Origin of the sequence: Bradyrhizobium sp. CCBAU 51627 (genome assembly GCF_028128765.1) — a bacterium.
GTDB lineage: Bacteria > Pseudomonadota > Alphaproteobacteria > Rhizobiales > Xanthobacteraceae > Bradyrhizobium.
This window is the reverse complement of record NZ_LBJG01000005.1, coordinates 186,725-211,296: the sequence shown is the minus strand read 5'-3', so window position 1 is coordinate 211,296 and position 24,572 is coordinate 186,725. Positions and strand designations below refer to the sequence as shown.

Annotated in this window: 22 protein-coding genes; 13 read left to right on the top strand and 9 right to left on the bottom strand. The window is 63.9% G+C overall.

Going from position 1 to position 24,572, the window contains the following annotated elements; genetic code table 11:
- Positions 1-57 precede the first annotated feature (57 nt).
- The 5 genes from XH88_RS03210 (at position 58) to XH88_RS03190 (ending at position 5,141) form a co-directional block, all read left to right on the top strand.
- The gene (locus XH88_RS03210; RefSeq protein WP_271613965.1) at positions 58-1,155 is read left to right on the top strand and encodes a LacI family DNA-binding transcriptional regulator; all 1,098 of its coding nucleotides are present in this window, start codon (positions 58-60) and stop codon (positions 1,153-1,155) included.
- Between the two features lie 127 nt (positions 1,156-1,282).
- A complete protein-coding gene (locus XH88_RS03205; RefSeq protein WP_271613964.1) occupies positions 1,283-3,112 on the top strand; it encodes an IlvD/Edd family dehydratase in 1,830 nt (609 codons plus the stop codon).
- Positions 3,113-3,246: 134 nt separating this feature from the next.
- Positions 3,247-3,978, top strand: coding sequence for an SDR family oxidoreductase (locus XH88_RS03200; protein WP_271613963.1), 732 nt, complete (start codon positions 3,247-3,249; stop codon positions 3,976-3,978).
- Positions 3,979-3,994: 16 nt separating this feature from the next.
- Positions 3,995-4,741: an SDR family NAD(P)-dependent oxidoreductase gene (locus XH88_RS03195; protein ID WP_271613962.1), complete on the top strand. Its 747-nt coding sequence runs from the start codon at positions 3,995-3,997 to the stop codon at positions 4,739-4,741.
- A 7-nt stretch (positions 4,742-4,748) separates the two neighbouring features.
- A complete protein-coding gene (locus tag XH88_RS03190; protein WP_271613961.1) occupies positions 4,749-5,141 on the top strand; it encodes a GFA family protein in 393 nt (130 codons plus the stop codon).
- A 2-nt stretch (positions 5,142-5,143) separates the two neighbouring features.
- Here the strand turns inward: XH88_RS03190 and XH88_RS03185 are convergent, their stop codons facing one another.
- Positions 5,144-6,055 carry a DMT family transporter gene (locus tag XH88_RS03185; protein WP_271613960.1) on the bottom strand — a complete coding sequence of 304 codons (912 nt, stop codon included), beginning with the start codon at positions 6,053-6,055 and terminating at the stop codon, positions 5,144-5,146.
- A 90-nt stretch (positions 6,056-6,145) separates the two neighbouring features.
- Here XH88_RS03185 and XH88_RS03180 point away from each other — a divergent pair, with 90 nt between their 5' ends.
- The 3 genes from XH88_RS03180 (at position 6,146) to XH88_RS03170 (ending at position 8,271) form a co-directional block, all read left to right on the top strand.
- Positions 6,146-7,012 (top strand): LysR family transcriptional regulator, encoded by an 867-nt coding sequence (locus tag XH88_RS03180; RefSeq protein WP_271613959.1) that lies wholly within the window; start codon positions 6,146-6,148, stop codon positions 7,010-7,012.
- 67 nt (positions 7,013-7,079) lie between these two features.
- Positions 7,080-7,760 (top strand): site-2 protease family protein, encoded by a 681-nt coding sequence (locus tag XH88_RS03175; protein WP_271613958.1) that lies wholly within the window; start codon positions 7,080-7,082, stop codon positions 7,758-7,760.
- A gap of 88 nt (positions 7,761-7,848) precedes the next feature.
- The gene (locus XH88_RS03170) at positions 7,849-8,271 is read left to right on the top strand and encodes a hypothetical protein (protein ID WP_271614349.1); all 423 of its coding nucleotides are present in this window, start codon (positions 7,849-7,851) and stop codon (positions 8,269-8,271) included.
- Between the two features lie 12 nt (positions 8,272-8,283).
- Here the strand turns inward: XH88_RS03170 and XH88_RS03165 are convergent, their stop codons facing one another.
- The 6 genes from XH88_RS03165 to XH88_RS03140 form a co-directional block, all read right to left on the bottom strand.
- Positions 8,284-9,072 (bottom strand): TonB family protein, encoded by a 789-nt coding sequence (locus XH88_RS03165; protein WP_271613957.1) that lies wholly within the window; start codon positions 9,070-9,072, stop codon positions 8,284-8,286.
- Positions 9,073-9,082: 10 nt separating this feature from the next.
- Complete coding sequence (gene exbD, locus XH88_RS03160; RefSeq protein ID WP_271613956.1) at positions 9,083-9,544, bottom strand: TonB system transport protein ExbD; 462 nt, start codon at positions 9,542-9,544, stop codon at positions 9,083-9,085.
- A 3-nt stretch (positions 9,545-9,547) separates the two neighbouring features.
- Positions 9,548-10,558: a tonB-system energizer ExbB gene (gene exbB, locus XH88_RS03155; protein ID WP_271613955.1), complete on the bottom strand. Its 1,011-nt coding sequence runs from the start codon at positions 10,556-10,558 to the stop codon at positions 9,548-9,550.
- Positions 10,555-11,244, bottom strand: coding sequence for a Fe2+-dependent dioxygenase (locus tag XH88_RS03150; protein WP_271613954.1), 690 nt, complete (start codon positions 11,242-11,244; stop codon positions 10,555-10,557). The genes exbB and XH88_RS03150 overlap by 4 nt, the downstream gene beginning before the upstream one ends.
- A gap of 20 nt (positions 11,245-11,264) precedes the next feature.
- Positions 11,265-13,817, bottom strand: a complete 2,553-nt coding sequence (locus tag XH88_RS03145) for a TonB-dependent receptor (RefSeq protein ID WP_271613953.1) — start codon at positions 13,815-13,817, stop codon at positions 11,265-11,267.
- A gap of 228 nt (positions 13,818-14,045) precedes the next feature.
- Positions 14,046-14,285 carry a hypothetical protein gene (locus XH88_RS03140; protein WP_188101395.1) on the bottom strand — a complete coding sequence of 80 codons (240 nt, stop codon included), beginning with the start codon at positions 14,283-14,285 and terminating at the stop codon, positions 14,046-14,048.
- A 365-nt stretch (positions 14,286-14,650) separates the two neighbouring features.
- On the opposite strand from XH88_RS03140, the gene XH88_RS03135 reads away from it, so the two are divergent.
- The 4 genes from XH88_RS03135 (at position 14,651) to XH88_RS03120 (ending at position 19,994) form a co-directional block, all read left to right on the top strand.
- Complete coding sequence (locus XH88_RS03135; RefSeq protein ID WP_271613952.1) at positions 14,651-15,826, top strand: efflux RND transporter periplasmic adaptor subunit; 1,176 nt, start codon at positions 14,651-14,653, stop codon at positions 15,824-15,826.
- The gene (locus XH88_RS03130; RefSeq protein WP_271613951.1) at positions 15,823-18,957 is read left to right on the top strand and encodes a multidrug efflux RND transporter permease subunit; all 3,135 of its coding nucleotides are present in this window, start codon (positions 15,823-15,825) and stop codon (positions 18,955-18,957) included. Before XH88_RS03135 ends, XH88_RS03130 begins: the two co-directional genes overlap by 4 nt.
- A gap of 64 nt (positions 18,958-19,021) precedes the next feature.
- Positions 19,022-19,585: an invasion associated locus B family protein gene (locus XH88_RS03125; RefSeq protein ID WP_271613950.1), complete on the top strand. Its 564-nt coding sequence runs from the start codon at positions 19,022-19,024 to the stop codon at positions 19,583-19,585.
- A 97-nt stretch (positions 19,586-19,682) separates the two neighbouring features.
- Entirely contained in the window at positions 19,683-19,994 is a 312-nt protein-coding gene (locus XH88_RS03120; protein ID WP_271613949.1) for a hypothetical protein, read from the top strand.
- A gap of 19 nt (positions 19,995-20,013) precedes the next feature.
- On the opposite strand, the gene XH88_RS03115 is transcribed toward XH88_RS03120, so the two are convergent.
- Positions 20,014-22,302, bottom strand: coding sequence for an arylsulfatase (locus XH88_RS03115; RefSeq protein WP_271613948.1), 2,289 nt, complete (start codon positions 22,300-22,302; stop codon positions 20,014-20,016).
- Positions 22,303-22,390: 88 nt separating this feature from the next.
- On the opposite strand from XH88_RS03115, the gene XH88_RS03110 reads away from it, so the two are divergent.
- Positions 22,391-23,077: a TetR/AcrR family transcriptional regulator gene (locus tag XH88_RS03110; protein WP_271613947.1), complete on the top strand. Its 687-nt coding sequence runs from the start codon at positions 22,391-22,393 to the stop codon at positions 23,075-23,077.
- Positions 23,078-23,894: 817 nt separating this feature from the next.
- Here XH88_RS03110 and XH88_RS03105 read toward each other — a convergent pair.
- Positions 23,895-24,536: a glutathione S-transferase family protein gene (locus XH88_RS03105; RefSeq protein WP_271613946.1), complete on the bottom strand. Its 642-nt coding sequence runs from the start codon at positions 24,534-24,536 to the stop codon at positions 23,895-23,897.
- Positions 24,537-24,572: the final 36 nt, after the last annotated feature.

Here is a 24,572-nt window from a genome sequence, read left to right as displayed (position 1 = left end):
CTGGTAGCGCTGTCAACGTTCCTTTGTTTGCGCGGGTGACTGTGTTAATAGCAACAAATGGGACGAAAGCGCACCAAGTCTGGCAAGATTCGGCTGGCAGAAGTTGCCGAGCTCGCCGGCGTCAGCCCGATTACGGCGTCCCGCTTCTTCCGCAATCCCGAGGCACTGTCGGTTGCCAAGCGGACGCGGGTCGAAAGCGCGGCCCGGGAGCTCGGCTATGTGCCCAACCTTGCGGCACGCGCGCTCGCCTCGCAGCGCACCGAGGTCATTGGTGTCTTGATTCCGTCACTGACCAACAACGTGTTCTCCGACGTGCTGCGGGGCATTTATGACGCCTCCGAAGGCAGCCGCTACTCGATCCAGCTGTCCAACACCCGCTACAGTATTCTCCAGGAAGAGAAGCTGCTCCGCCTGTTTCTGGCGCAGAAGCCCGCTGGACTGATCGTCACGGGGATCGACCAGACCGCGGAATCGCGCGCGATGCTGGAGGCGGCCGACTGCCCGATCGTCCAGATCATGGAGATTGGGCCCAAGCCGGTCGATATGATGATCGGCTTTTCCCATTATGATGCGGCCCGCGCGGCGATTGCGCATCTGTTCGACCAAGGGCGTCGCAGGATCGGCTTCGTCGGCGCACGCATGGACCCGCGGGTGCAGCGCCGGCTCGACGGCTATGTCGCGGCCATGAAGGAGGCGGGCCTTTACGACCCAAGATTGATCGTCACCACGGCGACCCCGACCTCGGTGACGCTCGGCGGCGCGCTGTTCGCCGATCTGATCGCGCGCGAGAGCGACATCGACGCAGTGTTCTGCGCCAATGACGACCTCGCGCTCGGCGTTCTCTTCGAGTGCCGGCGCCGGGAAATCGCCGTCCCCGAGCAGATCGCGATCGTCGGCTTTAACGACCTCGAATTCATGGCTTCCTCAGTGCCGACACTGACGAGCGTACGGACCAACCGCTACGAGATGGGCAGCACGGCTGCGACGATGCTGATCGAGGCGATCGAAGGGAGGCGCCCGGAACAGCCCGTGCTCGATCTCGGCTTCACCGTGATCGAGCGACAGAGCTCACAAACACCCCGGCCCGCAGCCGGCCCGCGCACGGACCAATGGTCGTCGGTCGCACAAAATGATAGCGTTACCAACGACCCATGAGTAGTATCGCAATTGTGAGGAAACGTTCGCCAGCAGGCGGGCTGTTGTTACCTGCTCGCGCTGCCGGGCAGCGCACCGATCGACATTCCCGACGTCGGCCCGTGCGTTTGCATTGAAGGAGAAACCAATGACAAAAACACCAACCAACGGGCATGCGCCCGCCGGCAACGGCCCCCGCCGCCACCTTCGCTCGCAGGACTGGTTCAACAACCCGCATAATCCGGGCATGACCGCGCTCTATATGGAGCGCTATCTGAATTTCGGCCTCACCCGCGCCGAACTACAGTCCGGCAAACCGATCATCGGCATCGCCCAGACCGGCAACGACCTCTCCCCCTGCAACCGCCATCACCTCGAACTGGCCCACCGCGTCCGCGAGGGCATCCGCGAGGCCGGCGGCATTGCGATGGAATTCCCCACCCACCCCATTCAGGAGACCGGCAAGCGCCCGACCGCGGCACTGGACCGCAACCTGGCTTATCTCGGCCTCGTCGAGGTGCTCTACGGCTATCCGCTCGACGGCGTGGTGCTGACCACCGGCTGCGACAAGACCACGCCGGCCTGCATGATGGCGGCCGCGACCGTCAATCTGCCCGCGATCGTGCTGTCGGGCGGCCCGATGCTCAACGGCTGGCACAACGGCGAGCGCACGGGCTCCGGCACCATCGTGTGGAAGTCGCGCGAGCGGCTCGCCGCCGGCGAGATCGACTATGAAGAATTCATGGAGATCGTGGCGTCTTCGGCGCCCTCGGTCGGCCATTGCAACACCATGGGCACGGCCTCGACCATGAACGGGCTCGCCGAAGCCCTCGGCTTTTCGCTGCCGGGCTGCGCGGCCATCCCCGCGCCCTACCGCGAACGCGGCCAGATCTCCTATGAGACGGGAAAACGCATCGTCGAGATGGTCTGGGAGGACCTCAAGCCGTCGGACATCCTGACCCGCAAGGCGTTCGAGAACTGCATCGTGATCAACTCGGCGATCGGCGGCTCGACCAACGCGCCGATTCACATCAATGCTCTCGCCCGCCATATCGGCGTGGAGCTGTCCATCGACGATTGGCAAAAATTCGGCCACGACGTGCCGCTTCTGGTCAACATGCAGCCGGCAGGCTTCTATCTCGGCGAGGAATTCCACCGCGCCGGCGGCGTGCCGGCCGTGGTACGCGAGTTGATGAAACACAAGCGCATCCATGAGGACGCAGTCACCGTGAACGGCAAGGGCATCGGCGAGAATTGCAAGAATGCACCCACGCCCGACAACGACGTGATCTGGGCTTACGACAAGCCGCTGGTGAAGGATGCCGGCTTCCTGGTGCTGAGGGGCAATCTGTTCGATTCCGCGATCATGAAGACCAGCGTGATCTCGAAGGAATTCCGCGACCGCTATTTGAGCAATCCGAAGGACCTGAACGCCTTCGAGGGCCGCGCCATCGTGTTCGAGGGTCCGGAGGACTATCACGCGCGGATCGACGATGCCTCGCTCGAGATCGACGAGCATTGCGTGCTGTTCATCCGCGGCACCGGGCCGATCGGCTACCCCGGCGGCGCCGAGGTCGTGAACATGCAGCCGCCCGCCGCCCTGATCAAGCGCGGTATCCTGTCCCTGCCCTGCATCGGCGACGGCCGTCAGTCCGGCACTTCGGGCTCGCCGTCGATCCTGAACGCCTCGCCGGAAGCTGCCGCCAACGGCGGGCTCGCGATCCTGAAGACCGGCGACAGGGTGCGCATCGACCTCAACCAGGGCAGCGCCAACATCCTCATCTCGGACGAGGAACTCAAGAAGCGCCACGCCGCGCTCAAGGCCGCCGGCGGCTTCAAGCATCCGCCGAACCAGACGCCCTGGCAGGAGATCTATCGCAACACCGTCGGCCAGCAATCGACCGGCGGATGCATAGAGCTCGCCACGCGCTACCAGAACGTCGCTTCCGCGTTCGGCGTGCCGCGGGACAATCACTAGCCGTCACAGCGTCATTGCGAGCGAAGCGAAGCAATCCAGAGATATCTCCGCGGAGAGAGTCCCGGATTGCTCCGGCGCTTCGCTCCTCGCAATGAGGCGTCCGATATACAGTTTCAGGTGAGGAGAAGAACAACATGGCAGACCGCCTCAAGGGCAAGCGCGCCGTCATCACGGCGGCAGCGGCGGGCATCGGGCGCGCATGCGCCATCGCATTCGCGCGCGAAGGCGCGACCGTCATCGCCACCGACATCAACGAGGCCGGCATCGCGGGCCTGACCAAGGAAGGCATTGCCGAAGTCGCAAAGCTCGACGTCCGCAACACCGCCGACGTCAACGCCTTTGCCAAGCGCGTCGGCAGGATCGACATCCTGCTCAACGCGGCCGGCTTCGTGCATCACGGCACCATCCTGGAGTGCTCGGAAGAGGATTTCGATTTCTCGTTCGACCTCAACGTCAAGTCGATGCACCGGACCATCAAGGCCTTCCTGCCCGACATGATCGCGGGCGGCGGCGGCAGCATCGTCAACATCTCGTCCTGCGCGGCACTGCGGCCGCCGGCCAACCGCTACGTCTACAGCTCTTCCAAGGCGGCGGTGTCGCTGCTGAGCCGCGCCGTAGCGCTCGACTTCATCACCAAGGGCATCCGCTGCAACTCGATCTGCCCCGGCACCGTCGAGACCCCCTCGATGCTCGACCGCGCCGCCGCGCAGGGACCGCAAGGCAAGGAGATGTTCATCTCCCGCCAGAAGATGGGCCGGCTCGGCACCGCGGATGAGATCGCGGCCATGGCGGTCTATCTCGGCAGCGACGAGAGCGCCTTCACCACCGGCGTCGACCTTGTCGTCGATGGCGGCTACATGCTCTGACGCCAAAGGCCCCAGCATGAACCAGATCGATCTCAACGGCCGCGTCGCTGTCGTCACCGGCGGCGCGCAGGGCTTTGGCCGTGCCATTGCCGAGCGCTTCGTCGCCTCCGGCGCCAAGGTGGCGATCTGGGATTTCGATGCCGCGCTGGCCGAGAAGACCGCAAAGGAGATCGGCGACAACACCAAAGTCTTCAAGGTCGACGTCACCGACAGCGCCGGCGTCGAAGAGGCGCGCGATGCGACCCTGGCCGCGTTCGGCAAGATCGACATCCTCGTCAACAATGCCGGCATTGCCGGCGTCAACAAGCCGGTCTGGGAAACCGATCTCGGGGAATGGCGCAAGGTGCTGCGCATCAACCTCGACGGCCCCTTCATCGTCTGCAAGGCGATCGTGCCGGTGATGCTCCAACAGAAATACGGGCGCATCGTCAACATCGCCTCGATCGCCGGCAAGGAAGGCAATCCGAACGCCGCGCACTATTCCGCCTCCAAGGCCGGCCTGATCGCGCTGACGAAGTCGCTCGGCAAGGAGCTCGCTGCCCACGACATTCTCGTGAATGCGGTGACTCCGGCAGCGGCGAAAACCGCGATCTTCGACCAGATGACGCAACAGCACATCGACTTCATGCTGTCGAAAATCCCCAAGGCGCGGTTCGTGCTGGTGGAAGAGCTGGCCGCGATGGTAGCCTGGCTTGCATCCGAAGACTGCGCGTTCTCGACAGGCGCCGTTTTCGACATCTCCGGCGGACGCGCAACCTATTGAGACAGACATGATCCGGGAAGGTGGATGCCTGTGCGGCGCGGTGCGGTTCAAGGCGGAGGGCGAGCCGCTGAATGTGCGCATCTGTCATTGCCGCATCTGCCAGAAGGCAATGGGCTCGCCCTACTTCGCCCGCGCCCAGTTCGATCAGAAGGCGCTGACCGTCGCGGGCGACACCGGGCGCTACGCGTCGTCCGACAACATCGACCGCGTGTTCTGCAAGACCTGCGGCACGCGGCTGTTCGCCTGGCGGCGCAACGGCACGCTCGCGGGCGTGGCGCTCGCGACCTTCGATGACCGCAACTCCTTCGCGCCGACCGAGCACATCTGGGTCTCGGAAAAGCTCGCCTGGGTGAAGCTCGACGACGGCCTGACGCAATACGAGACAACGATCCCGGCGTGAGGTCATGGCCGGCTCGAAGCCGGGATCCTGGTAGCCCGAACATGCAGTCCAGTCGTCGTGGCCAGCCAAATGCCTGCAAACACCGCGACGATGCCCACCCCTAGATTCCAGCGCAGCGGCTCGTGCAATAACCACGCGCCGACCAGCGATGCCGTGATCGGATTGACCGTCACCGAGATCGCCACGCGCGTCGGCGTCGTTCGCTCCAGTGCGAAGGCCCAGAGATAAAAGGTCAGCGCCGCCCCGAAGGCGCCGAGATAGAGCGCGGCCAGCCATTGCGGCGCGCCGAAGCCTGCGACGGGCGCAAAGCTGCCGCGGAAGCACGAGAGCAGGATGAGGCAGGCAGCGCCCGCCGCCATGCTCATCGTCGTGAAGGCGATGGGACTTGAGCGCCGGATCAGCGGCTTCGACCAGATGCCGTACAGCGCCATGCACAGCGCAGCCGCCATCATCAGGAGATCGCCGCGCCAGGCACCAGACGGCGCTGAGCTGAGGTCGGTGAGCAGCGCCACGGCAACGCCTGATGTCGCCACCACGACACCGATCGATTTGCGCCAGGTCAGCGCTTCGCTGCCGAGCGCAGCGCCAATCACCAGCGTCAGCAGCGGCAGCGTCGACAGCGCAAGCGCGCCGCGCGCGGCCGTCGTGAAGATCAGCGATGCGTTGAACAGGATCGGAAACAGCGCGAAGAACAGGATGCCGAGCCCGATCACGGCCGCCCAGTCGCCGCGCACCGGCCAGCGGTCCCCTCGCAGCCATGTGAGCGGCAGCAGCAGCAGGAAACCGACGCCGAACCGGAACGAGCCGATCGCGAGTGGATCGATGCTCGTCACGAGATAGCGCGTCGCGCCGATCGAACTGCCGCCCAGCGCGCTCGACAGCACCGCGGCCAGAACACCAAGAATCTCACCCACGATCCCTCCCCTCGAATGCGTGACGGACAGCATACGGGCCGTGCGGAAACTGGGAATGGAATTTCCGTCATGCTGGGATAACGTTCGGTCATGACCGCGCCCGACCTCGATCCCGATCTGCTCAAGGCTTTTCTCGCCGTCGCCGAGCATCGTTCGTTCACGCGCGCGGCCGATCAGCTCAACCGGACCCAGTCGGCGGTGAGCGTGCAGGTCCGACGCCTCGAACAGCGGCTTGGCACAACACTGTTTCAGCGCAATCGAACCGGCGTCGTGCCGACCGCGGCGGGTGACGAACTGTGCGCCTATGCGCAGCGTATCCTTGCTCTCCATGCCGAAGCCGTCGGCGCGTTGCGCGGACGCAAGCCGGAGGCCGTCGTCCGCCTCGGCGTTATGGACGATTACGGCACCCTCATCGTTCCGCCCTTGCTCGCGAGCTTCGCCAAAGATCATCCGGCGGTTCGGGTCGAGATCGAGACCGGGCTGACCGCGACCATGCCGGCTCGGCTCGGCGAGGCCTATGACCTCGTGATCGCCATGCATCCGCAGGGACGCGGCGACGGCGAACTGTTGCGGCAGGAGCAGGCCGTCTGGGCAGCGGCTGTATCTTACGGCGCGGCTAACGACGATCCCCTGCCCGTCGCGCTCTATCCGCCCGGCTGCCTGTTTCGGCAATGGGCCGCTGACGCGCTGGATCGCGCCGGCCGGTCGTGGCGGCTGGCCTTTGTCGGCCGGACGCTGGCGGGAGTGGGATCGATCGCGGCACAGGGCCTCGCTGTCACCGTGGTCAAGGCAGGAACCCTGCCGCCCCGCCTGCGCCAGCTCGGATCATGCGACGGTCTGCCGCCGCTGCCCATGGCTGACATCCGCCTGCACCGCGCGCGCGGCCTGTCACGTCCCGCGGCGCTGTTCGCCGATCATTTGCAGCGTGGCATTTCGGAACCAAGCACCCTATGTTGAGCTGAAGCGTTGCTGCACCGCCGGTTGGTCGTCTGCAAGGCGATAGGCAAACCGGGCGGGATGCGACGTGAACATTTCCTTTTATGACCTCTCGGTGTGGGTGCTGCCGCTGGTGCTCGCCATCACCTTTCACGAAGCCGCTCATGGCTTCGTCGCGCACCGGCTCGGCGACAACACCGCCTGGCAGCTTGGCCGCGTCAGCTTCAACCCGCTCCGCCATATCGACCCGTTCGGCACCCTGATCCTGCCGGCGATGCTGCTGTTTGCGCACTCGCCGTTCCTGTTCGGTTATGCCAAGCCGGTGCCGGTGAATTTTCGCAATCTCAACCACCCGAAGCTCGACATGGTCTGGGTCGCCCTGGCCGGTCCGATCACGAACATCCTGCTGGCGCTCGTCGCGGGCCTCGCCCTCCACGCTTTGCCGTGGGCGCCCGCCGGTTCGGCGCAATGGATCTTTGACAATCTCAAGAATGCGCTGCTGATCAATGCCGTGCTGGCCGTCTTCAACATGATGCCAATCCCGCCGCTCGACGGCGGGCGGGTCGCGGTCGGGCTGTTGCCACGGTCGCTCGCCCTGCCGCTATCGCGGCTCGAGCCGTTCGGCATGCTGATCCTGATTTCTCTGTTGATCCTGCTGCCGCTGGCGGGTTCCCAGTTCGGTCTAAATCTTGATGTTATTTCAGCAATACTACGGACGTTGACCGGTTATGTGATTCAAGCTGTTCTCTTGGTGACCGGCAATGCGTAGTTGAACGTCCCGACATCCTGCACTTTAGGATCCTGCACTTGAAGACAATGCCGAAGGGCTAGAGGCCAACTTGGTCAAAGCTGCCGATATGCTGATCGCGCGACGCGCCGACACCCGTGCCCGCGCCGATTTCGCCACCTGGAAGATGATGGCCAAGCTGAATGGGTTGTCGGCGCTGCCTCCGGACGCGCAAGGCTTCCTCGATGGCTACAAGAAGCTGTTGGAGCGGATGAGCGAGGGGGAGGCCTCCGAGGCCACCATCGCCGAGGTTTACAAGTCCTACTATCTGGAGATGGGCGGTGCCGGGAACCCACCCGACGTCCGCAGCCGGCCGGCCGAACCGAAGACGGACAATGTTACCGCGTTCCGCCGCCCGGCACCCAAGCCAAAGAAGACCGCCATGTTCGGGGCGACGATGTTTGGCGGACCGCAGAAACGTCCCCTGCCGGTGGCCCTGATCTTCGCCTGTCTGGTCGTGGTCTACGTCGGAATCAAATTCTACTGGGGTTGACGACCCGGCCGGTTATTTTGGCTTCTTGAAATTCACCGGCAGGCTGAACGCGAACTGATCGTCTTTGAGCTCGGCCGGAGGGGCCGGCACGGGATCCGAGCGGCGCACCATCGAGATCGCCTCATTGTCGAAGGCAGGATCGCCCGAGGACTGAGCCACGTCGACGGAAACGACATTGCCGCGGCGATTCAGGACCAGGCTGAGCTTGACCGTCGTCGTCTTGCTCTTGTCCTTGGGATAGCGCTTGTGCAGCTCGAAATAGGCGCTGATCCGCTTGCCCCATTCGGCCGTCAACTTGCGAATGTCCTTGCCGATGCCCTGGTGAGGAGCCGCCGCCTTCTCGTCCTCCCGCGCGTTCTCGTCCAACGCCTGACGCGCCGATTCCTGCGCATTCGGCGTTTCCTCCACCGCCTGGGTTTCGACCTTGGCGACCTTCGTGGTGTCCTCGACCGGCTTCTTGGAGTCGTTCTCGGTGACGAGGCGATCGGGGTCTTCGGCTTCCCGGGGTGTTTCCTTCGGCAGGTCGGTCTCTTTCACCTCGGCCTGCTGCTGCATCTGCTGCGGCTGGTACTGCGAGGCCTCGCTGTCGGGACCGGGCGGCAGATCCGTTTCCGGCAGCTTGGGCGAGGTCATTTCGACGGCGTATTCCGCCCCGTTGGCGCCAAGGCCGTCATCACCATCATCGGTGCGCAGGTTGGCGAGCGCGAGCGCAGCTCCGCCAAGATGCAAGCCGATTGCGGCAATCGCGGCCAGGATCCAGAGCCGTCGGGATGGTTTCGCGTCGATTATAGGGTCGGACATCGCGCTGCCGTCAGGGTTGAATTGCTCCTTGCGCCGGACCAGCCGCCGCAGGAGGTGCTTCGAGCGCCACCAACTTGATCCGAGAATAGCCGCCCGTCCGCAGGATTTCCATAACGCCCATCAACTCGCCGTAAGGCACCGCCTTGTCGGCGCGGAGGAATACGTACTTATCCTTGCTCATGTCGGCGACGGCGTCGAGCGAGCTGACGAGATCGGTCCGCTTGACCGCGTTTTCGCCGATCGCCAGCGTCAAGTCGGGCTTGATGCTGACATAGGTCGGCTTGTCCGGCTTCTTCTGCGGCGTCGCGCTCGATGTCGGCAAATCAATCGGCAGATCGACCGTCGACAGCGGGGCTGCGACCATGAAGATGATCAGCAGCACCAGGATGACATCGATGAACGGCGTGACGTTGATGTCATGCGTTTCAGAGAAATCGTCGTCGTCATCGACGTCCGTGAGCGAAACCGCCATGGTTTACTCCGCCGCGCGCGAATGCGCGCTGCCGTGGCTGCGATCGAGATCGCGCGACAACAGCCGCGCCGCAGCTCCCGAGGCGCGGCTGACGAGCTCGAGATAGCCCTTCGTCACGCGCGAGAAGTGGTTGTAGATGATGACCGCCGGAATGGCGGCGACGAGACCAATCGCGGTGGCGAGCAGCGCCTCGGCGATGCCTGGGGCGACGACGGCAAGGTTCGTCGTCTGCGACTTCGAGATGCCGATGAAGCTGTTCATGATGCCCCACACGGTACCGAACAGGCCGACGAAAGGCGAGGTCGAGCCGATGGTCGCGAGAAAGCCCATGCCGATGCGGATGCGGCGCTGCTCGGCCCGCACGATCTCGGCGAAGCTTGAGGCCGCACGCTCCTTGATGCCGCTGTCGCTGGAGAGGCCCGCCGACATCCGCGCCTCACGCAGCGCTGCGGTCAGGAAGGACGGCAGGATGCCCTCCTTGGTGCCGAGCGCCATCTGGGCTTCCGCGAGCGAGCGAACCTCCGCGATCTTCTTCAGCGCCGACCGAAGCTTGGCAGAAGCTAACGACAGCTCGATCGATTTCGCGATGAAGACCGTCCAGGTCACGAGCGAGGCGAAGGCGAGGCCGATCATCACCGCCTTGACGATGACGTCCGCCGACATGAACATCACCCAAGGCGACAGCTCCTTCATGGCTGGCGCGATGCCGGCCTTCGGGGCAGCGCTGCCCGCCTCGGATACCGGCGCCACGGCAGCCCCGGTCGCGGGCCTGCTCGGCGGCGTGGCCACGGGCGCAGCCGCTGCGGTGGCCGCAGTCGTCGGTGCAGGCGCTGCAATCGCAGCCGGCTGGGTGGCGAGGGCGGGAGCCGGCTGGCCCGGCACGGGTGCCGGTGCCGCAACAGGCCAAGCCGGCGCCGGCTGGGTTTGTGTCTGGGCCGAAACGGGAACCGCGAACCAGGTGGCCGTGAGCAGCACGAGGGCGGCGAGGCTTGCTTGGAAAGATCTGGTCTTCATACTTCGGCCCAGGTGCGAATGAGATTGTGATAGATACCCGTCAATTTGACCGTTTCGGGATCGTCACGCCCGAGACGTGCCACCAGCGCCTGAATGGCGGTGTCGAGGTCGAAGATCATGCTGCGGGCTTGATCGTCACGTATCATGCTCTGGAGCCAGAAGAAAGACGCAACCCGCGCCCCCCTTGTCACAGGCGTGACCAGATGCAGGCAGGTCGAGGGATAGAGCACGCAGTCCCCGGCTGGCAACTTGACTTCGTGCGAGCCGTAGGTGTCCTCGATCACAAGTTCGCCACCGTCGTAATCCTCGGGCTCGCTGAGGAACAGCGTGACCGACAGATCCGTACGGATCCGCAGGCCGGTCAGGCGGTCGCCGCGGATCGCATTGTCGACATGCAGGCCGAAATGGTGGCCGCCGCTTGCGGCGTAGCGGTTGAACAGCGGCGGGAAGACCTGGAGCGGAATCGCCGCCGACAAGAATCGCGGGTTCGCCGTCAGCGCCGAGATGATGCGGATGCCGAGCTTGCGTGCGACCTCGCTGTCCGGCGGCAACTGCTCGTTGCGCTTGACCATTGCCGACTGCGCGCCCGCGGTGGAACGACCGTCTTCCCATTCTGTCGCGTCCATGATGCGGCGGAACTCCGCCACATCATCCTTGCTCAGAACGCCTTCTATGCACGTCAGCATGGCACCTCGTCATCTCGCCATCAGTAGCGCGCGGACAGAACCAGATAGGCGGCGCGGCCCGGTGCTTCCAGCACGAAGGGCGCAGCGCTCTGGTACAGCGCGTCGTAGTAGCGCTTGTCGAAGATGTTGTTGACGAACAGCTTCAACTGCCAGTTCTTGTTGATCTTCGCTTCTGCGAACGCATCGAAGCGCCAGTAGCTCGGAATCGACGTGCCCTGGTTGGCCGCGAGCAAGGTGCCGCCGTAGATCTTCGAGCGGTACACCGCCTGCCCGCCCAGCTCCCACGTGTCGTTGACCTGGTATTTCGAGAGCAGGCTGAAGGACTGGTGTGCGATGTTGGCGAGCGGGAGGCCGACATTCGACCCATAGAGCGCGCGATTGGCCGGCGGCGCCAGTGACTTCGTCACCGCCGACTCCATCAGCACGAGGCCACCGAACACGCTCCATCTGTCGGTAATCTTGCCGCCGACGCCGAGATCGATACCGCGGACGCGGTAGGCGGCGCCCGCCGTGATGCAGGAGATGTTGCCAGTCGTGCCCGCGGGATAGCTGCACCCCGCAGGGATATTCGACGGCAACGTCGTGTTGCTGATGTTCTGCGACTCGCGCGCGTTTTCTTTGGTGGTCTGGAACAAGGCGGCCGTCAGCAACAAGTGGCGGTCGAACAACTCCCACTTGGTGCCGAGCTCGATCGCCTTGTTCCTTTCGGGCCCGAATATCTGGGTGTTGCCGCCGGCCAAGGTCGGATTGATGCCGCCATAGGCCGTGCTGGTGCCATCGAACTCCGAGCCAACCGGGTTGGCGGAGGTCGCATAGGCCACATAGACGCTGCCATTCGGCAACGGCTTCAGGGTAAGGCCGAGATTGAAATCAGGAATCAGGAAATTTGCGGATTGTTGGCCAAACATCCCGGCCGTCGTATAGCCCGATGTCTTGATGCTGTAGTCGTCGTAACGGAGGCCGCCGTTGAGGATGACGAGATCACGATAATTGGCGGTGTCCACCACATAGCCGCTGACGGTGTCGATCCCGATCTTGGTCGGTCTGCCCGTAAGCCCTCCTGGGATCGCGAACGGCGTATCAGTGTATTGCGGCGAGAAAATACTGACGCCCGAGCGCGATCCTGTGCCGGTGAAGCTTGACGGGCCCGTGGTAATTTCGGAGCCGAGGCCCGTGTAGCTGTCGATCGAGGAACGCTCGTTGTCGTATTCGATGCCTGCGAGCAATGTGTGCTTGAAGCCGGCATAGTCGTCGAACTTGAAGGTCGCTTCGGTCTGGTTGGCGAACACGTCCGTGGCCTGGTAGCGACTCTGCGGATTGGCCGTCAGCGTCCACAATGCCGGATTGTTGCTGGTGATCAGAGGCGACTCCGGCAATGTACCGATATAGCTCTGCGTCGAGTGCGATTCCCGGATCTTGTTGGTGAGCAGCAGATCAGGCGTGAGCTGAAGCTCTGCATTGATCGTGCCGATATCCTGCCCGGTCCTGTAGAAGTCGCGATTGACGAAGCCGTAGAAATTGTTGCGGTTAATGCCGAAATCCGGGAATGGCCCTCCGGCGGTGCTCGTCGCGCTCGGCCGATAATACGGCACGCCGAAATCGGGAATGCCCGTCAGCTCGGTGTGGATGTAGTTGCTGGTGACCTTGATCGCATCGGTTGGCTGCCAGGTGGTCGCGACAAAGGCGCCGTCGCGGTTGTCCCTGACCCGGTCTCGCCCCGCAACGTCGGCGTCCTGGAACAGGCCGCCGGCACGAATGGCCAACGTCGGCGAGATCACCTGGTTGACGTCGAGAGTCACCCGCTTGGTCTGGTCGCTGCCAAACGTGCTGTCCATATTGTAGAAGTTCTTCTCCATCATGGCCTGCTTGGTCACGATGTTGATCGCGCCACCTGCCGTGCCACGTCCGGAAAATGACGAGGCCGGGCCGCGCAGGATCTCGACCTGCTCGGTGAAGAAGTTCTCGCGGACGCTGACGCCGGCGTCGCGCACGCCGTCAATGAAAATATCGTTGCGCACATCGAAGCCGCGGATGAAAAAACGGTCACCAAAGGCATTGCCGCCCTCGCCCGAACCGAGCGTTACGCCGGCGGTGCTCAGGATCGCCTGCTTCAAAGACGTGGCGCCCTTGTCTTCCAGCACCTCTTTCGACAAGACCGTCACCGATCTTGGCGTATCGACCAGCTTCTCCGGAAATTTGCCACTGGCCTGGACGTGATCGACCTTGTAGGGCGCGGCGGGATCCGCATACGGATTTCGGTCGGCGGCGGGACCGTTCGCTGGCGCCTGCGCAGCCCGCTGCCGTTGCTGTGCGGCACGGCGCAGCGCGTTGCGGGCGCGGACCTGGTCGGGCGTCGGTTTTGCTACAGTGGAGCGCGGCCGTTCCTTCGGCGCGTCGACATTCACGGGGGGCAAGTTTGTCTGCTGGGCCTGCGCGCCGCTCGAGACGGACGCAACCGCAATCAAGCTTGCGACCGTGGAGACAGTCTTGCCGGCCGCAACATCGAAATTGCTGCTCAATGCTCGCCGTGCCGCGGCCGAACGCAACGACCGCGGAGCCCTCGCCATACCCATCCTACGCCCCATTCCGTTTCTGCAATGCGTCGCATTGTGACAGTGCGACGCATTGGTCGTATCGAGCGGGGCAAAGAGGGTCAACGCAGTCACGACAATAGCAATCTTGAATCGGTCCAGATCAAAGCGATTCTAAGTTTCGCGTTTGAAACGATTCCAAACTCGCGCGTCACATTGATGCAGTCAGACACGTCAGCGCTTGCTTTCGCACATCGTCTCGGGCAGCCGTCAGTCGCTGCTCGGCGGCTTCATCAGCGAGAACAATTCATCGACGGTACGCTGCGCTGTCGCGCGCACGCGATCGGTATTGTCCATGCCGGCGATGTTCACGCCATTGACGACGGCTTTGATCTCGTCGCGAAAGTCGGTGAGGAAGCGCAAGGGATCGCGCTGCTCGTTGGCGACGCGCGCGATCAGTCCCGTGATCAGAATTTGGCACGCGATCAGCTTGCCGTTCAACTCGTCCATTCCGCACTCCTGATGTGGCGGCGCCGATATGGACGAGGCTGATTTTGTTGACAACGCAAACGCCGCCTGGGCGGTTTAGAACCGTTCTGGCGAAGGCGAACCCGCCTGCCTCGCGGCAGCGAGCCGCTCGCTTGCGCGCAACTCGACCATGCCGCCCGCGCGCATTGCCTGACCAGGAAATGCAGCACTGCACACCGCCGCATCATCTGCGCGCCTACGGGGTGCAAAGCTTTCCAATTGTTTAGGATTCTCAACGGATAGTGCTGTTTACACTGGAACTTGGCGTGTATTATACAAGCCGTGCTGGAACCCTTTGGTAGCCCCACAATTCGTTGTTTTGGGCATACAAGCCGATACGCTCACATATGAAAAAGTCACGGCCGATCCTATGGATTGTCATCATCGCAGCCGTGGCCGGTGGCGGCTATTACGGCTGGCACCGATTCCAAGCCTCTGAGGCCGCGAGAACCCAGGCGGCGCAGAAGAGCGCGCCGCGGGTTGCGGCCGTGCCCGTCAGCATCTCGCCGGTCCAGAAGGCGGACTTCCCGGTCTATTTGACCGGCCTCGGCACCGTGCAGGGATTCAACACCGTGCAAGTCCGGACCCGGGTGGATGGCCAGATCGACAAGATCGCCTTCACCGAAGGCCAAATGGTCAAGCAAGGCGATCTCCTGGTCGAGATCGATCCGCGCCCGTTCCAGGCCGCCCTCGATCAAGCCAAGGCCAAGAAGGCGCAGGACGAGGCCAATCTGGCCAACGCCAATCTCGATCTTCAGCGCTACACCAAGCTTGGTGAATTCGCGACACGGCAGCAGACGGACACGCAGCGCTCCACCGTTGCCCAGCTCACCGCCCAGATCGCCGCCGACGAAGCCGCAATCGCCAACGCCCAGACCCAGCTCGACTACACGCAGGTCAAATCGCCGATTGCCGGCGTTGCCGGCCTGCGCCAGGTCGACATCGGCAACATCGTCAATGCCTCGAACCAAACGGGCATCGTCAGCATCGCGCAGGTCGAGCCGATCACGGTGATCTTCACCGCGCCGGAGGACCAGCTGCCCTATATCAGCGAGGGTCAGAAGTCGGGCGAACTGAAGGTGATCGCGTTCACCACCGACGGCAAGAAGACGCTGGCCGAAGGCAAGCTTGCCGTCATCAACAACCAGGTCGATACGACCAGCGGGACGATCAGGCTCAAGGCGGTGTTCGACAACCGAGAGCATACGCTGTGGCCCGGACAATCGGTGTCGACGCGCCTTCTGGTCCGGACACTGAAGGATGCAACCATCGTCCCCGACGATGCGGTCCAGCATTCGACCAACGGCCTCTACGCCTATACGGTCGGCCAGGACAGCAAGGCCGAGGTGCGCAAGATCAAGGTCAGCTATTCCATCGACGGCCGTTCGGTTGTCGAGGAAGGATTGAACCCCGGTCAGCAAGTCATCACCGGCGGCCAATACAAGGTGCAGCCCGGCAGTCTCGTTTCGACGACTGTCGCGAGTTCAGATCCGGCTCAGAAGAACAAGGTTCAGCAGGAATGACCGAAGGCGGGATTTCGGCACCTTTCATCCGTTATCCCATCGGCACATCGCTGCTGATGGCAGGCGTTCTCTTTGTCGGCCTCGTCGCCTACCCCCTGCTGCCGGTCGCGCCGCTGCCGCAGGTGGACTTCCCGACCATCCAGGTCACGGCCAATCTGCCGGGCGGCAGCCCCGAGACCATGGCCTCATCGGTGGCGCAGCCGCTGGAGCGGCAATTTGCGCAGATCCCCGGCATCGCCCAGATGACCTCGACGAGCTATCTGGGCACCGCGTCGGTCACCATCCAGTTCGATCTCAATCGCAGCATCGACGGCGCGGCCAACGACGTACAGGGCGCGATCAACGCCGCCAGCGGCCAGTTGCCCAAGAACCTGCCCTCGCCGCCGACCTATCGCAAGGTCAATCCGGCTGATTCTCCGATCCTGCTTCTGTCCGCCACCTCAGACACGCTGCCGCTGACCAGCGTCAGCGACGCGGTCGACGCGCAGCTTGCCCAGCAGATCAGCCAGATCTCTGGTGTCGCACAGGTCATTATCGGTGGTCAGCAGAAGCCGGCCATCCGGGTCCAGATCGACCCCGCCAAACTGGTCGCCAAGGGCCTGTCTCTGGAGGATGTGCGGAGCCAGATCGGGATCACGACGGTCGATAGCCCCAAGGGCAACATCGACGGCGCGAAGCGCGCCTATACGATCTACGCCAACGACCAGCTCACGCAGTCGAAGGACTGGAACGACGTCATCATCGCCTATCGCAACGGTGGTCCGCTGCGCATCCGCGACGTCGGCCAGGCTGTCACCGGTCCCGAGGACGCCAAACAGGCGGCGTGGGCGAATGGCAAACGCGGCGTCTTCCTGGTGGTGTTCAAGCAGCCCGGCGCGAACGTCATCGAAACCGTGGACAAGATCAAGGCGACGCTGCCCCGTCTCGTGGCGGCGATCCCGCCGGCGATCAAGATCGAGCTGATGAGCGACCGAACCCAGACCATTCGGGCCGCGGTCGAGGACGTCCAGTTCACGCTGCTGCTGACCATCTTCCTGGTGGTCATGGTCATCTTCATCTTCCTGCGCAGCTTCTGGGCGACGGTCATTCCGACGATCACGGTGCCTCTGGCGCTGCTCGGTGCCTGCTCGCTGATGTGGGTGTTCGGCTACACTCTGGATAACCTGTCCCTGATGGCGCTGACGATCGCGGTCGGCTTCGTGGTCGACGACGCCATCGTCATGCTCGAGAACATCTCCCGCTACGTCGAGGAAGGTGAAGCACCGATGTCCGCGGCCTTCAGAGGCGCGAAGGAAATCGGTTTTACCATCGTCTCGATCAGTATCTCGCTGGTCGCGGTGCTGATCCCGCTGCTGCTGATGGGCGGCATCATCGGCCGTCTGTTCCGCGAGTTTGCGGTCGTGCTGGCGATGACCATCTTCGTCTCAATGATCGTCTCGCTGACGCTCACCCCGATGATGGCGTCGCGCTTCCTGCGCGCCCATGGCGAGGTCCAGCACGGCCGCTTCTATCAGTGGAGCGAACGCGCCTTTGACGCGATGCTGCGCGGCTATGAGCATGTCCTCGACATCGCCCTGAGCTGGAAGCGCACGACGCTCCTCATTTTCTTCGCAACGCTCGCGCTGTCGGTCTACCTCTTCGTCTTGATCCCCAAAGGCTTCTTTCCGCAGCAGGACAACGGCCTGATCACCGCGACCTCGGAAGCTTCGCAGGACATCTCTTTCGCGGCCATGAAGGACCGGCAAGAGGCGCTCGCCAAGATCATACAGGCGGATCCTGCCGTCGCGAGCGTCGCCATGGCGATCGGCGGCAGCGGAAGGGCCGGCAACAACGGCAACCTGTTCATTACGTTGAAGCCCCGCAACCAGCGCGACGCTTCGGCGCAGCAGGTGATTGGACGCCTTCGTCCCCAGCTCGAGAAGGTCCCGGGCGCCCGGCTTTACATGCAGGCGGCCCAGGACGTCCGGCTCGGCGGCCGGCCGACCCGCACGCAGTTCGAGTTCACGCTGCAGGATGCCGATCTCTCTGAGCTCAACGAGTGGGCGCCGAAGATTCTCGCCAAGATGCAGACCTTGCCGGAACTGCGCGACGTCGCGACCGACCAGCAGACCCAGGGCACCACTGTCCAGCTCAAGATCAACCGCGACACCGCCTCGCGCTATGGCATCCAGCCGCAGCTGATCGACGACACGCTCTATGACGCCTTCGGCCAGCGGCAGGTGACGCAGTATTTCACTCAGCTCAACACCTATAAGGTGATCCTGGAAATCCTGCCGGAGATGCAAGGCAACCTGGATTCGCTGAACAAGCTCTATCTGAAATCGCCGCTGACCGGCGACCAGGTGCCGCTGTCGACCTTTGCGACCTGGACCACGGATCCGGTTCGCCCGCTCTCGATCAGCCATCAAGGCCAGTTCCCGGCGATCACGATCAGCTTCAACCTCGCCCAGGGCGTCGCGCTCGGCCAGGCGACGCAGGCGGTGCAGAAGGCGATGGCCGATCTCGGCGCGCCGGCGACGCTCAATTCGAGCTTCCAGGGCACCGCGCAGGCGTTCCAGCAATCGCTCGGCACCGTACCGCTCCTGATCCTCGCGGCACTGGTCGTCGTCTATCTGATCCTGGGCATCCTCTACGAGAGCTACATTCATCCGATCACGATTCTGTCGACCCTGCCCTCGGCCGGCGTCGGTGCGCTCGCGATCCTGATGGCGGCCGGCTTCGATTTCAGCTTGATCGCGCTGATCGGCATTATCCTGCTGATCGGCATCGTGAAGAAGAACGGCATCATGATGGTCGACTTCGCCATCGCCGCCGAACGCGACGAGCACAAGACGCCGGAGGAGTCGATCCGCCAGGCCGCGCTGCTCCGCTTCCGCCCGATCATGATGACGACGATGGCGGCCCTGCTCGGCGGCGTGCCGCTGATGCTCGGCCATGGCACCGGCGCCGAGATCCGCCAGCCGCTCGGTTACGCCATGGTTGGCGGCCTGATCGTCAGCCAGGCGCTGACGCTGTTCACGACCCCGGTCGTCTATCTCTATCTCGACAAGTTCTCGAACCTGTTCAAGAACCAGGCGGCCGCGGACGAGGCGCACGAAGCGCGCGGCACCGTCAAGGAAGCCGCCGAGTAAGCTTGCGCCGCGGCTTCCGCACCGCTACAGCGGAATCCTCGGTTCACGCCAACGCGGTCTCGCAATGCCCATGCAATCCAGACTTGTCGCTCTTGTCGCCGTAGCCCTGATGTCGACGGGCGGGGCCTATGCCCAGCAGGGCGCCAGGAAGAACGCAGCTCCTCCGGCCGCGCAGCCCGCGCCCGCACCGACCCAGCCGCAAGCCGAAGGCGCTCCCGGACAATCCGGCTGGATCGTCCGCTGCAGCAGCGTCAGCCGCGACGCACCGCTCGAATGCGCGATGGAGCAGAACGCGGTGCTGACCAAGACCGGTCAGACCGTCATCCTGATCAACATCCGCATCGCGCCCGACACCCGCACGCCGATCGCGCTGCTGCAGCTGCCGCTCGGCCTCAACTTGCCGGTCGGCGCCAAGCTCCAGGTCGACGAGGGCAAGACGGTCGATCTCCGGATCCAGACCTGCGAGAACCGCGGCTGCTACGCCTCGACACCGATCGCGCCGGACCTGCTTGCTGCCTTGCGCTCAGGCAGGCAGTTGAAAGTCTCGTTCCAGAACATGGCGAAGGAAACGATCGCGATCCCGATGCCGCTTGGCGATTTCGCGGCGGCCTACGACAAGATCAAGTAGCTCCGCAGGTGCCAATGCCTCGCAGCGGGATGGCTTTCCGAGCCGCGCGAGCTGATCTATTCTGCTGCTGGCGGGGGCCAGATATCGGCAGTGAAACATGACGCGCGAGAAGTCAGGTCTTAATCGGCTCGGCCTCCTGGTCACGATGTTTGGGACGATGGGCGCCGCCGCGAGCGCGCAGACGCAGTTGCAGCCACCGACTGCACCGACCGCGGAGCCCACCGTCCATGATGCGAGGGTGCGGCCCCGCAACGAGCAGACGGACGGCAACTTTACGCAGACGCCCTTTGCCGGCTCGCCGTCGCCCATGCCAGACGTGAAACGCATTCGCACGACGCACGAACGCATCACGGACGGCTCCGCTCCTCCCGCGGTCGCACCGCTGCAGCCGCCTCCACCCAAGCCATAGACAGGCCCGCGCCTCACGATTACTGCCGCGCCATCTGCGCGTTACCGACGGCCTCGCCGTCGAGTGACTGATCGTTGTGCATGGTGACGGTGACGCGAAGCAGCCGGCCCTCGAATTCGAACGGCGCCTCGTAATGCGACACAGGGCTGCCGCGATCACGGCCGATATCGAGGCCAGACCACGAGATCAGGGTGTGGAAGCCAAGCCGGGTCTGGAGCACGCCGGCCGGCCGGCCGTCGATCAGCAGCGTGTATTCGGTGACGCCGGTGCGCGCGCCCTTGGCCGGCGGCTCCTTGCGGATCAGGCGCTCGACATGAACGCCGAGCCGCCGTGCGTCCGAGGGCACCTTGCGGTCGGAGCGCACGATGTGGTGGCTGCCGCCAATGTTGAGGTCATGCACGAGGTGACCGTCCCTGACGTAGAGACTGTAGCCCGACGTCGCGTCGCCATGCGAAATCAGCACGCCGCTCGCACCTGCTTCGTCGATCTCGACATGCGCCTCGATCGTGTAGCTGCGGCTGCGCACGTCGGGCGCAACGTCGGTCGGCACGTGTCCCATGCCGGCATGAAAGACGAAGTGGTGGCGCGCACCGTGAAAGCGTGCGGCGTTCTCGGCAAAGCGAGGCCCGAAACGATCGTCGAGCGGCAATACGTTGTGCTTCTCGGCTTCGTCCCACCATGTCGCGATCATCTGCGCCAGCCGTTCCGGCTCCTTCGCGGCGAGATCGTCGGTCTCGGAGAAGTCCCGATCGAGATGGAACAGCTCCCATTTATCGTTCTCGAACGGCGTGCCCGGAGGATGATAAGCCACCGCCTTCCAGCCGCCCTGCCAGAGGCCGCGATGGCCGAACATTTCGAAATATTGCGGCGAGCTCTTTGCGGGCGCGGTCGCGTCCGTGATCGAGCGCGCGAAGCTCTCGCCTTCGAGCGGCATCTGCGGGCAGCCGGCGATCGTCGCGGGAGCCTCGATCCCGATCAATTCCAGCAGCGTCGGCGTCAGGTCGCTAGCGTGCACGAATTGGTGGCGCAGCTCGCCCTTGGCGGCAATGCGCTTCGGCCAAGTGATGACGAAGGGATCGCGGATGCCGCCGCCATGGGTGTTCTGCTTGTAGCGGCGCAGCGGCGTGTTGGAAGCCATGGCCCAGCCGTGCGGGAAATTGCTGTGGGTGTCGGGACCGCCGATGTCGTCGATGCGAGCGAGCTTCTCCGCGATCGGCTCCGGCTTGAAGTTGAACGGCCCCATCGCGTTGACGAAGCCGAGCGGTCCGCCCTCCTGGCTCGCGCCATTGTCGGACATCACCATGATGACGGTGTTGTCTCTGATATCAGCCGTCTCAAGGAACGCGACAAGACGTGCAAGATGTCGATCGGAATGGTCGAGCATGCCGGCGAAGGCCGCTTGCAGCCGGGTGAACACTCGCCGCTCGTCGGCCGAATGGTCTTCCCACGCCTTCACGCCGTCGTTGCGCGCCGGCATCCGGGTCTCCTGCGGCACCAGCCCCATCGTCTTCTGACGCGCCAGCCGTCGTTCACGCTCGACATCCCAGCCGTGAGCGAATTCCGCATCGTAGCTTCGGATGATGTCGGCCGGCGCTTGGTGGGGCGCATGGCAGGCGCCCAGCGCGACCCAGGTCAGCCAGGGAATATCGGGCCGATCGGCATGATGATCGCCGATGAAGCGGATGGCCTGGTCGATCAGATCCTCGGTCAGATGATAGCCGCCGGCATAGGTACCCGGAGGATCGATATGCGTGTTGTCAGACACGAGCTCGGGCGCATATTGGTCGGTCTCGGCGTCGAGGAAGCCGTAGAAGCGGTCGAAGCCGCGCCCGAGCGGCCAGCCGTCGAACGGGCCGGTGGCGCCGCTCTCGGTCAGCGGCGTGACATGCCATTTGCCGACCATGTAATTGCGATAGCCGTGCACCCGCAGCATTTCGGCGAGCGTCCCCGCCGCGCGCGCGATCTTGCCGCGATAGCCGGGGTAGCCGGAATCGAAATTGGCGAGGCACCCGACGCCGACCGAATGATGGTTGCGCCCGGTGAGCAAGGCGGCGCGCGTCGTCGAACACATCGCGGTGGTGTGGAAGCCGGAATAGCGCAAGCCTTCCGCGGCGAGCCGATCGATGGTCGGCGTCTTGATCGCAGACCCGTAGCAGCCAAAATCGGAGAAGCCGACGTCGTCGAACAGCACGATCAGAATGTTCGGCGCACCCGCGGGCGGCTTCACCGCCTCCGGCCACCAGGGTTTTGACTCCGCAACCGTTTTGCCGACGGTGCCGCGGAACGGCGTGCCGCTACCTGCCCTCATGTGATCCTCCCTGTCCCGCCGTCGCGGTTGACCCGCGGCTCATCGTACCCTAAATTATAATCAGAATTATGATTATGATTTAAGCCGGATGCAAGCCCGAACGCGACCATCGTCCGAGGAGCCCGGCGCTCGCGGGTTCGACCTGCCGGGCGTCGCCCCATCACGCCAGAAACGCAGCCGTGAGACGGCGCTGGCGCTGCTGCGGGCCGGCGCCGAGATGCTGCGCACGCGCAGCCTTGCCGAGCTTTCGATCGAGGCGCTCTGCGCGGAAGTCAGCGTCACCGTCGGCGCCTTCTACAGCCGCTTCGAAAGCAAGGAGGCCTACTTCAACGCGCTGATGGCGCTGGCGACACGCGACGGCGAGCAGCGGCTCGGCGAGATCACGCGTCCATCGCCCCACGCGGATCTCGACAAGCTCTGCCGTGTCGTCGTTGGCGGCATCATCGCCTGGATGCGCCACCACGAGGGCGTGCTGCGCGCGGCCCTCCAGCATGACGATACCCGTCCGGACAAATGGACGCCGTTCAAGGCCCTGGCCAAGACCACGACCGAACGTGCCACCCCTCTCCTGCTGCCGGCGATGGGCAAGGGTCATGCCTCCGCCAAGACCCGCGCGATCGCGTTCAGCCTGCAGGTCGTGCTGGGCACGCTGGTGAATGCGATCCTGAACGACCCCGGCCCGCTGTCGCTCGGATCGAAAGAGATGGAGACGCGTCTTGCGGGCTGCCTGCTGTTGCTGCTTCAGGCTGAAGTCGCTCATTCGTTCCCCCGATAGATCAGCTGAAACGGCATTCGACGGTGCGAGAGATCTGATTTCAGAAGACACGCGGGCTCATGGGGGCGCTCGTGAGATTTGAAACAATGCTTGAAGGTCGGACGCAGCGTCGCGATCTCGCAGCATGTTTTGCCCGAGCTTTGCGCGTCTCTTGACACCCTCTCCAATGAAGGGCGCAGGGAAGACCGGGCGCCGGCTGGCACCCGTTAAAACCCCCATGCGAGAATGATGCACGCGCAATGCACAGGGGAACCACAGGGCAACCGAAACTCGGCCTTCCCTGCGCGATGGTTGACGGCTTATGCGCGCTCTCCCCGGAGACGAATTCCCTTTGCCTCCGTCACCTTCCGAAATGCACCGCACCACGCCGGTTGACATGATGAGGCCTTCGCGAAGGCTTGGCCGTAGCAACGACGGCCAGGACCACGCGGTTTCGCCGTACGCGAACAATCCCGCTTCGCCCCGATGGGCTTCGCGGGACAAGGCGCCGTTCGTCCGACGCGGCTTGCCGTGGCTCACAGGGCTCGGCTCAATCCACTGCCCCGCCCTGCCACACGCATCCGCGACGACGCCGCCCGCGTCCACCGCTCCCCAGCCCGCGTTCGTGACGACGTACGACCGCCCCTTCGCTGGGCTGGGATGCGCAGATAAATACGACAAATCAGAATTTCGGTAAAGTGGAATATTTTCACGAGGTGGGATTGACGGTGTTCTTGGGTGTTTTGCCCGACGGCAGCACCAGGGATTGTGGCTTCGCGCCCCGTTCTGGCGCGGAGGGTTGGGGACCAAGCGCTTGGCCGCTCCAGCTCTGCGAGCGCTACAATCCCGGTGATCTCGCCGCCCAGGCCTTGGTGGCCTGGCAACTCTCCATCGCTCGCGCATAGGCAGGGCGTGCCGTCGTGCGAACGAGATACGCCCGCTCCGTCGGCCCGGGAACGTAGTTGCCGGTTCGCAGGCCGAGCAGCAGGGCATAGCTCACCGAGATATCGGCAGCGGTGAATCGGCCGCCGGCGAGATAGGGGCTGTCCGCAAGGCGGCGAAGGACCAAACCCAACCGGCTCAGGAAGGTCTCGGCCGCCCAGCGGGTCACGCGGGCCCCTCGCTCGGCTTCGGGCGCGAGTTGGCGGCCCACCAGGACGGCGTTCATCGGCCCGGCAAGCCCGGCCTCGCCCAAGTGGAGGAATTGCAGATAGGCTGCGAAAGCGGGATCCTCCGGGGCGACGCTAAGCGAACCTGAGCCGTAGCGCGCGAGCAGGTACTCGAGAATGGCGATCGACTCGACCATGATCGTGTCGCCATCCTGCAGCGCGGGAATGAATCCGGCGGAGTTGATCGCGAGGAAGTCGCGGTCATTTTCCACTGTGAGCAGATCGACCTGTCGCAGCCGATAAGCCAATCCCAGCTCCTCGAGCAGCCAAACAACACGGAAGCCACGACCTTCGCCATAGACAGTGAGCATAATTTGCGTTCCTCGACTGAACTGGATGTACCAGCT

Bases quoted from the DNA above. Each gene is read 5' to 3' on its own strand.
- XH88_RS03130 (WP_271613951.1), top strand. From the start codon at position 15,823: ATGACCGAAGGCGGGATTTCGGCACCTTTCATCCGTTATCCCATCGGC.
- XH88_RS03170 (WP_271614349.1), top strand. From the start codon at position 7,849: ATGCTGATCGCGCGACGCGCCGACACCCGTGCCCGCGCCGATTTCGCC.
- XH88_RS03180 (WP_271613959.1), top strand. From the start codon at position 6,146: ATGACCGCGCCCGACCTCGATCCCGATCTGCTCAAGGCTTTTCTCGCC.
- XH88_RS03200 (WP_271613963.1), top strand. From the start codon at position 3,247: ATGGCAGACCGCCTCAAGGGCAAGCGCGCCGTCATCACGGCGGCAGCG.
- XH88_RS03115 (WP_271613948.1), bottom strand. From the start codon at position 22,302: ATGAGGGCAGGTAGCGGCACGCCGTTCCGCGGCACCGTCGGCAAAACG.
- XH88_RS03140 (WP_188101395.1), bottom strand. From the start codon at position 14,285: ATGGACGAGTTGAACGGCAAGCTGATCGCGTGCCAAATTCTGATCACG.
- XH88_RS03120 (WP_271613949.1), top strand. From the start codon at position 19,683: ATGACGCGCGAGAAGTCAGGTCTTAATCGGCTCGGCCTCCTGGTCACG.
- XH88_RS03205 (WP_271613964.1), top strand. From the start codon at position 1,283: ATGACAAAAACACCAACCAACGGGCATGCGCCCGCCGGCAACGGCCCC.
- XH88_RS03105 (WP_271613946.1), bottom strand. From the start codon at position 24,536: ATGCTCACTGTCTATGGCGAAGGTCGTGGCTTCCGTGTTGTTTGGCTG.
- XH88_RS03110 (WP_271613947.1), top strand. From the start codon at position 22,391: ATGCAAGCCCGAACGCGACCATCGTCCGAGGAGCCCGGCGCTCGCGGG.
- exbB (WP_271613955.1), bottom strand. From the start codon at position 10,558: ATGAAGACCAGATCTTTCCAAGCAAGCCTCGCCGCCCTCGTGCTGCTC.
- XH88_RS03165 (WP_271613957.1), bottom strand. From the start codon at position 9,072: ATGTCCGACCCTATAATCGACGCGAAACCATCCCGACGGCTCTGGATC.
- XH88_RS03150 (WP_271613954.1), bottom strand. From the start codon at position 11,244: ATGCTGACGTGCATAGAAGGCGTTCTGAGCAAGGATGATGTGGCGGAG.
- XH88_RS03125 (WP_271613950.1), top strand. From the start codon at position 19,022: ATGCCCATGCAATCCAGACTTGTCGCTCTTGTCGCCGTAGCCCTGATG.
- XH88_RS03210 (WP_271613965.1), top strand. From the start codon at position 58: ATGGGACGAAAGCGCACCAAGTCTGGCAAGATTCGGCTGGCAGAAGTT.
- XH88_RS03190 (WP_271613961.1), top strand. From the start codon at position 4,749: ATGATCCGGGAAGGTGGATGCCTGTGCGGCGCGGTGCGGTTCAAGGCG.
- XH88_RS03145 (WP_271613953.1), bottom strand. From the start codon at position 13,817: ATGGGTATGGCGAGGGCTCCGCGGTCGTTGCGTTCGGCCGCGGCACGG.
- XH88_RS03195 (WP_271613962.1), top strand. From the start codon at position 3,995: ATGAACCAGATCGATCTCAACGGCCGCGTCGCTGTCGTCACCGGCGGC.
- XH88_RS03135 (WP_271613952.1), top strand. From the start codon at position 14,651: ATGAAAAAGTCACGGCCGATCCTATGGATTGTCATCATCGCAGCCGTG.
- exbD (WP_271613956.1), bottom strand. From the start codon at position 9,544: ATGGCGGTTTCGCTCACGGACGTCGATGACGACGACGATTTCTCTGAA.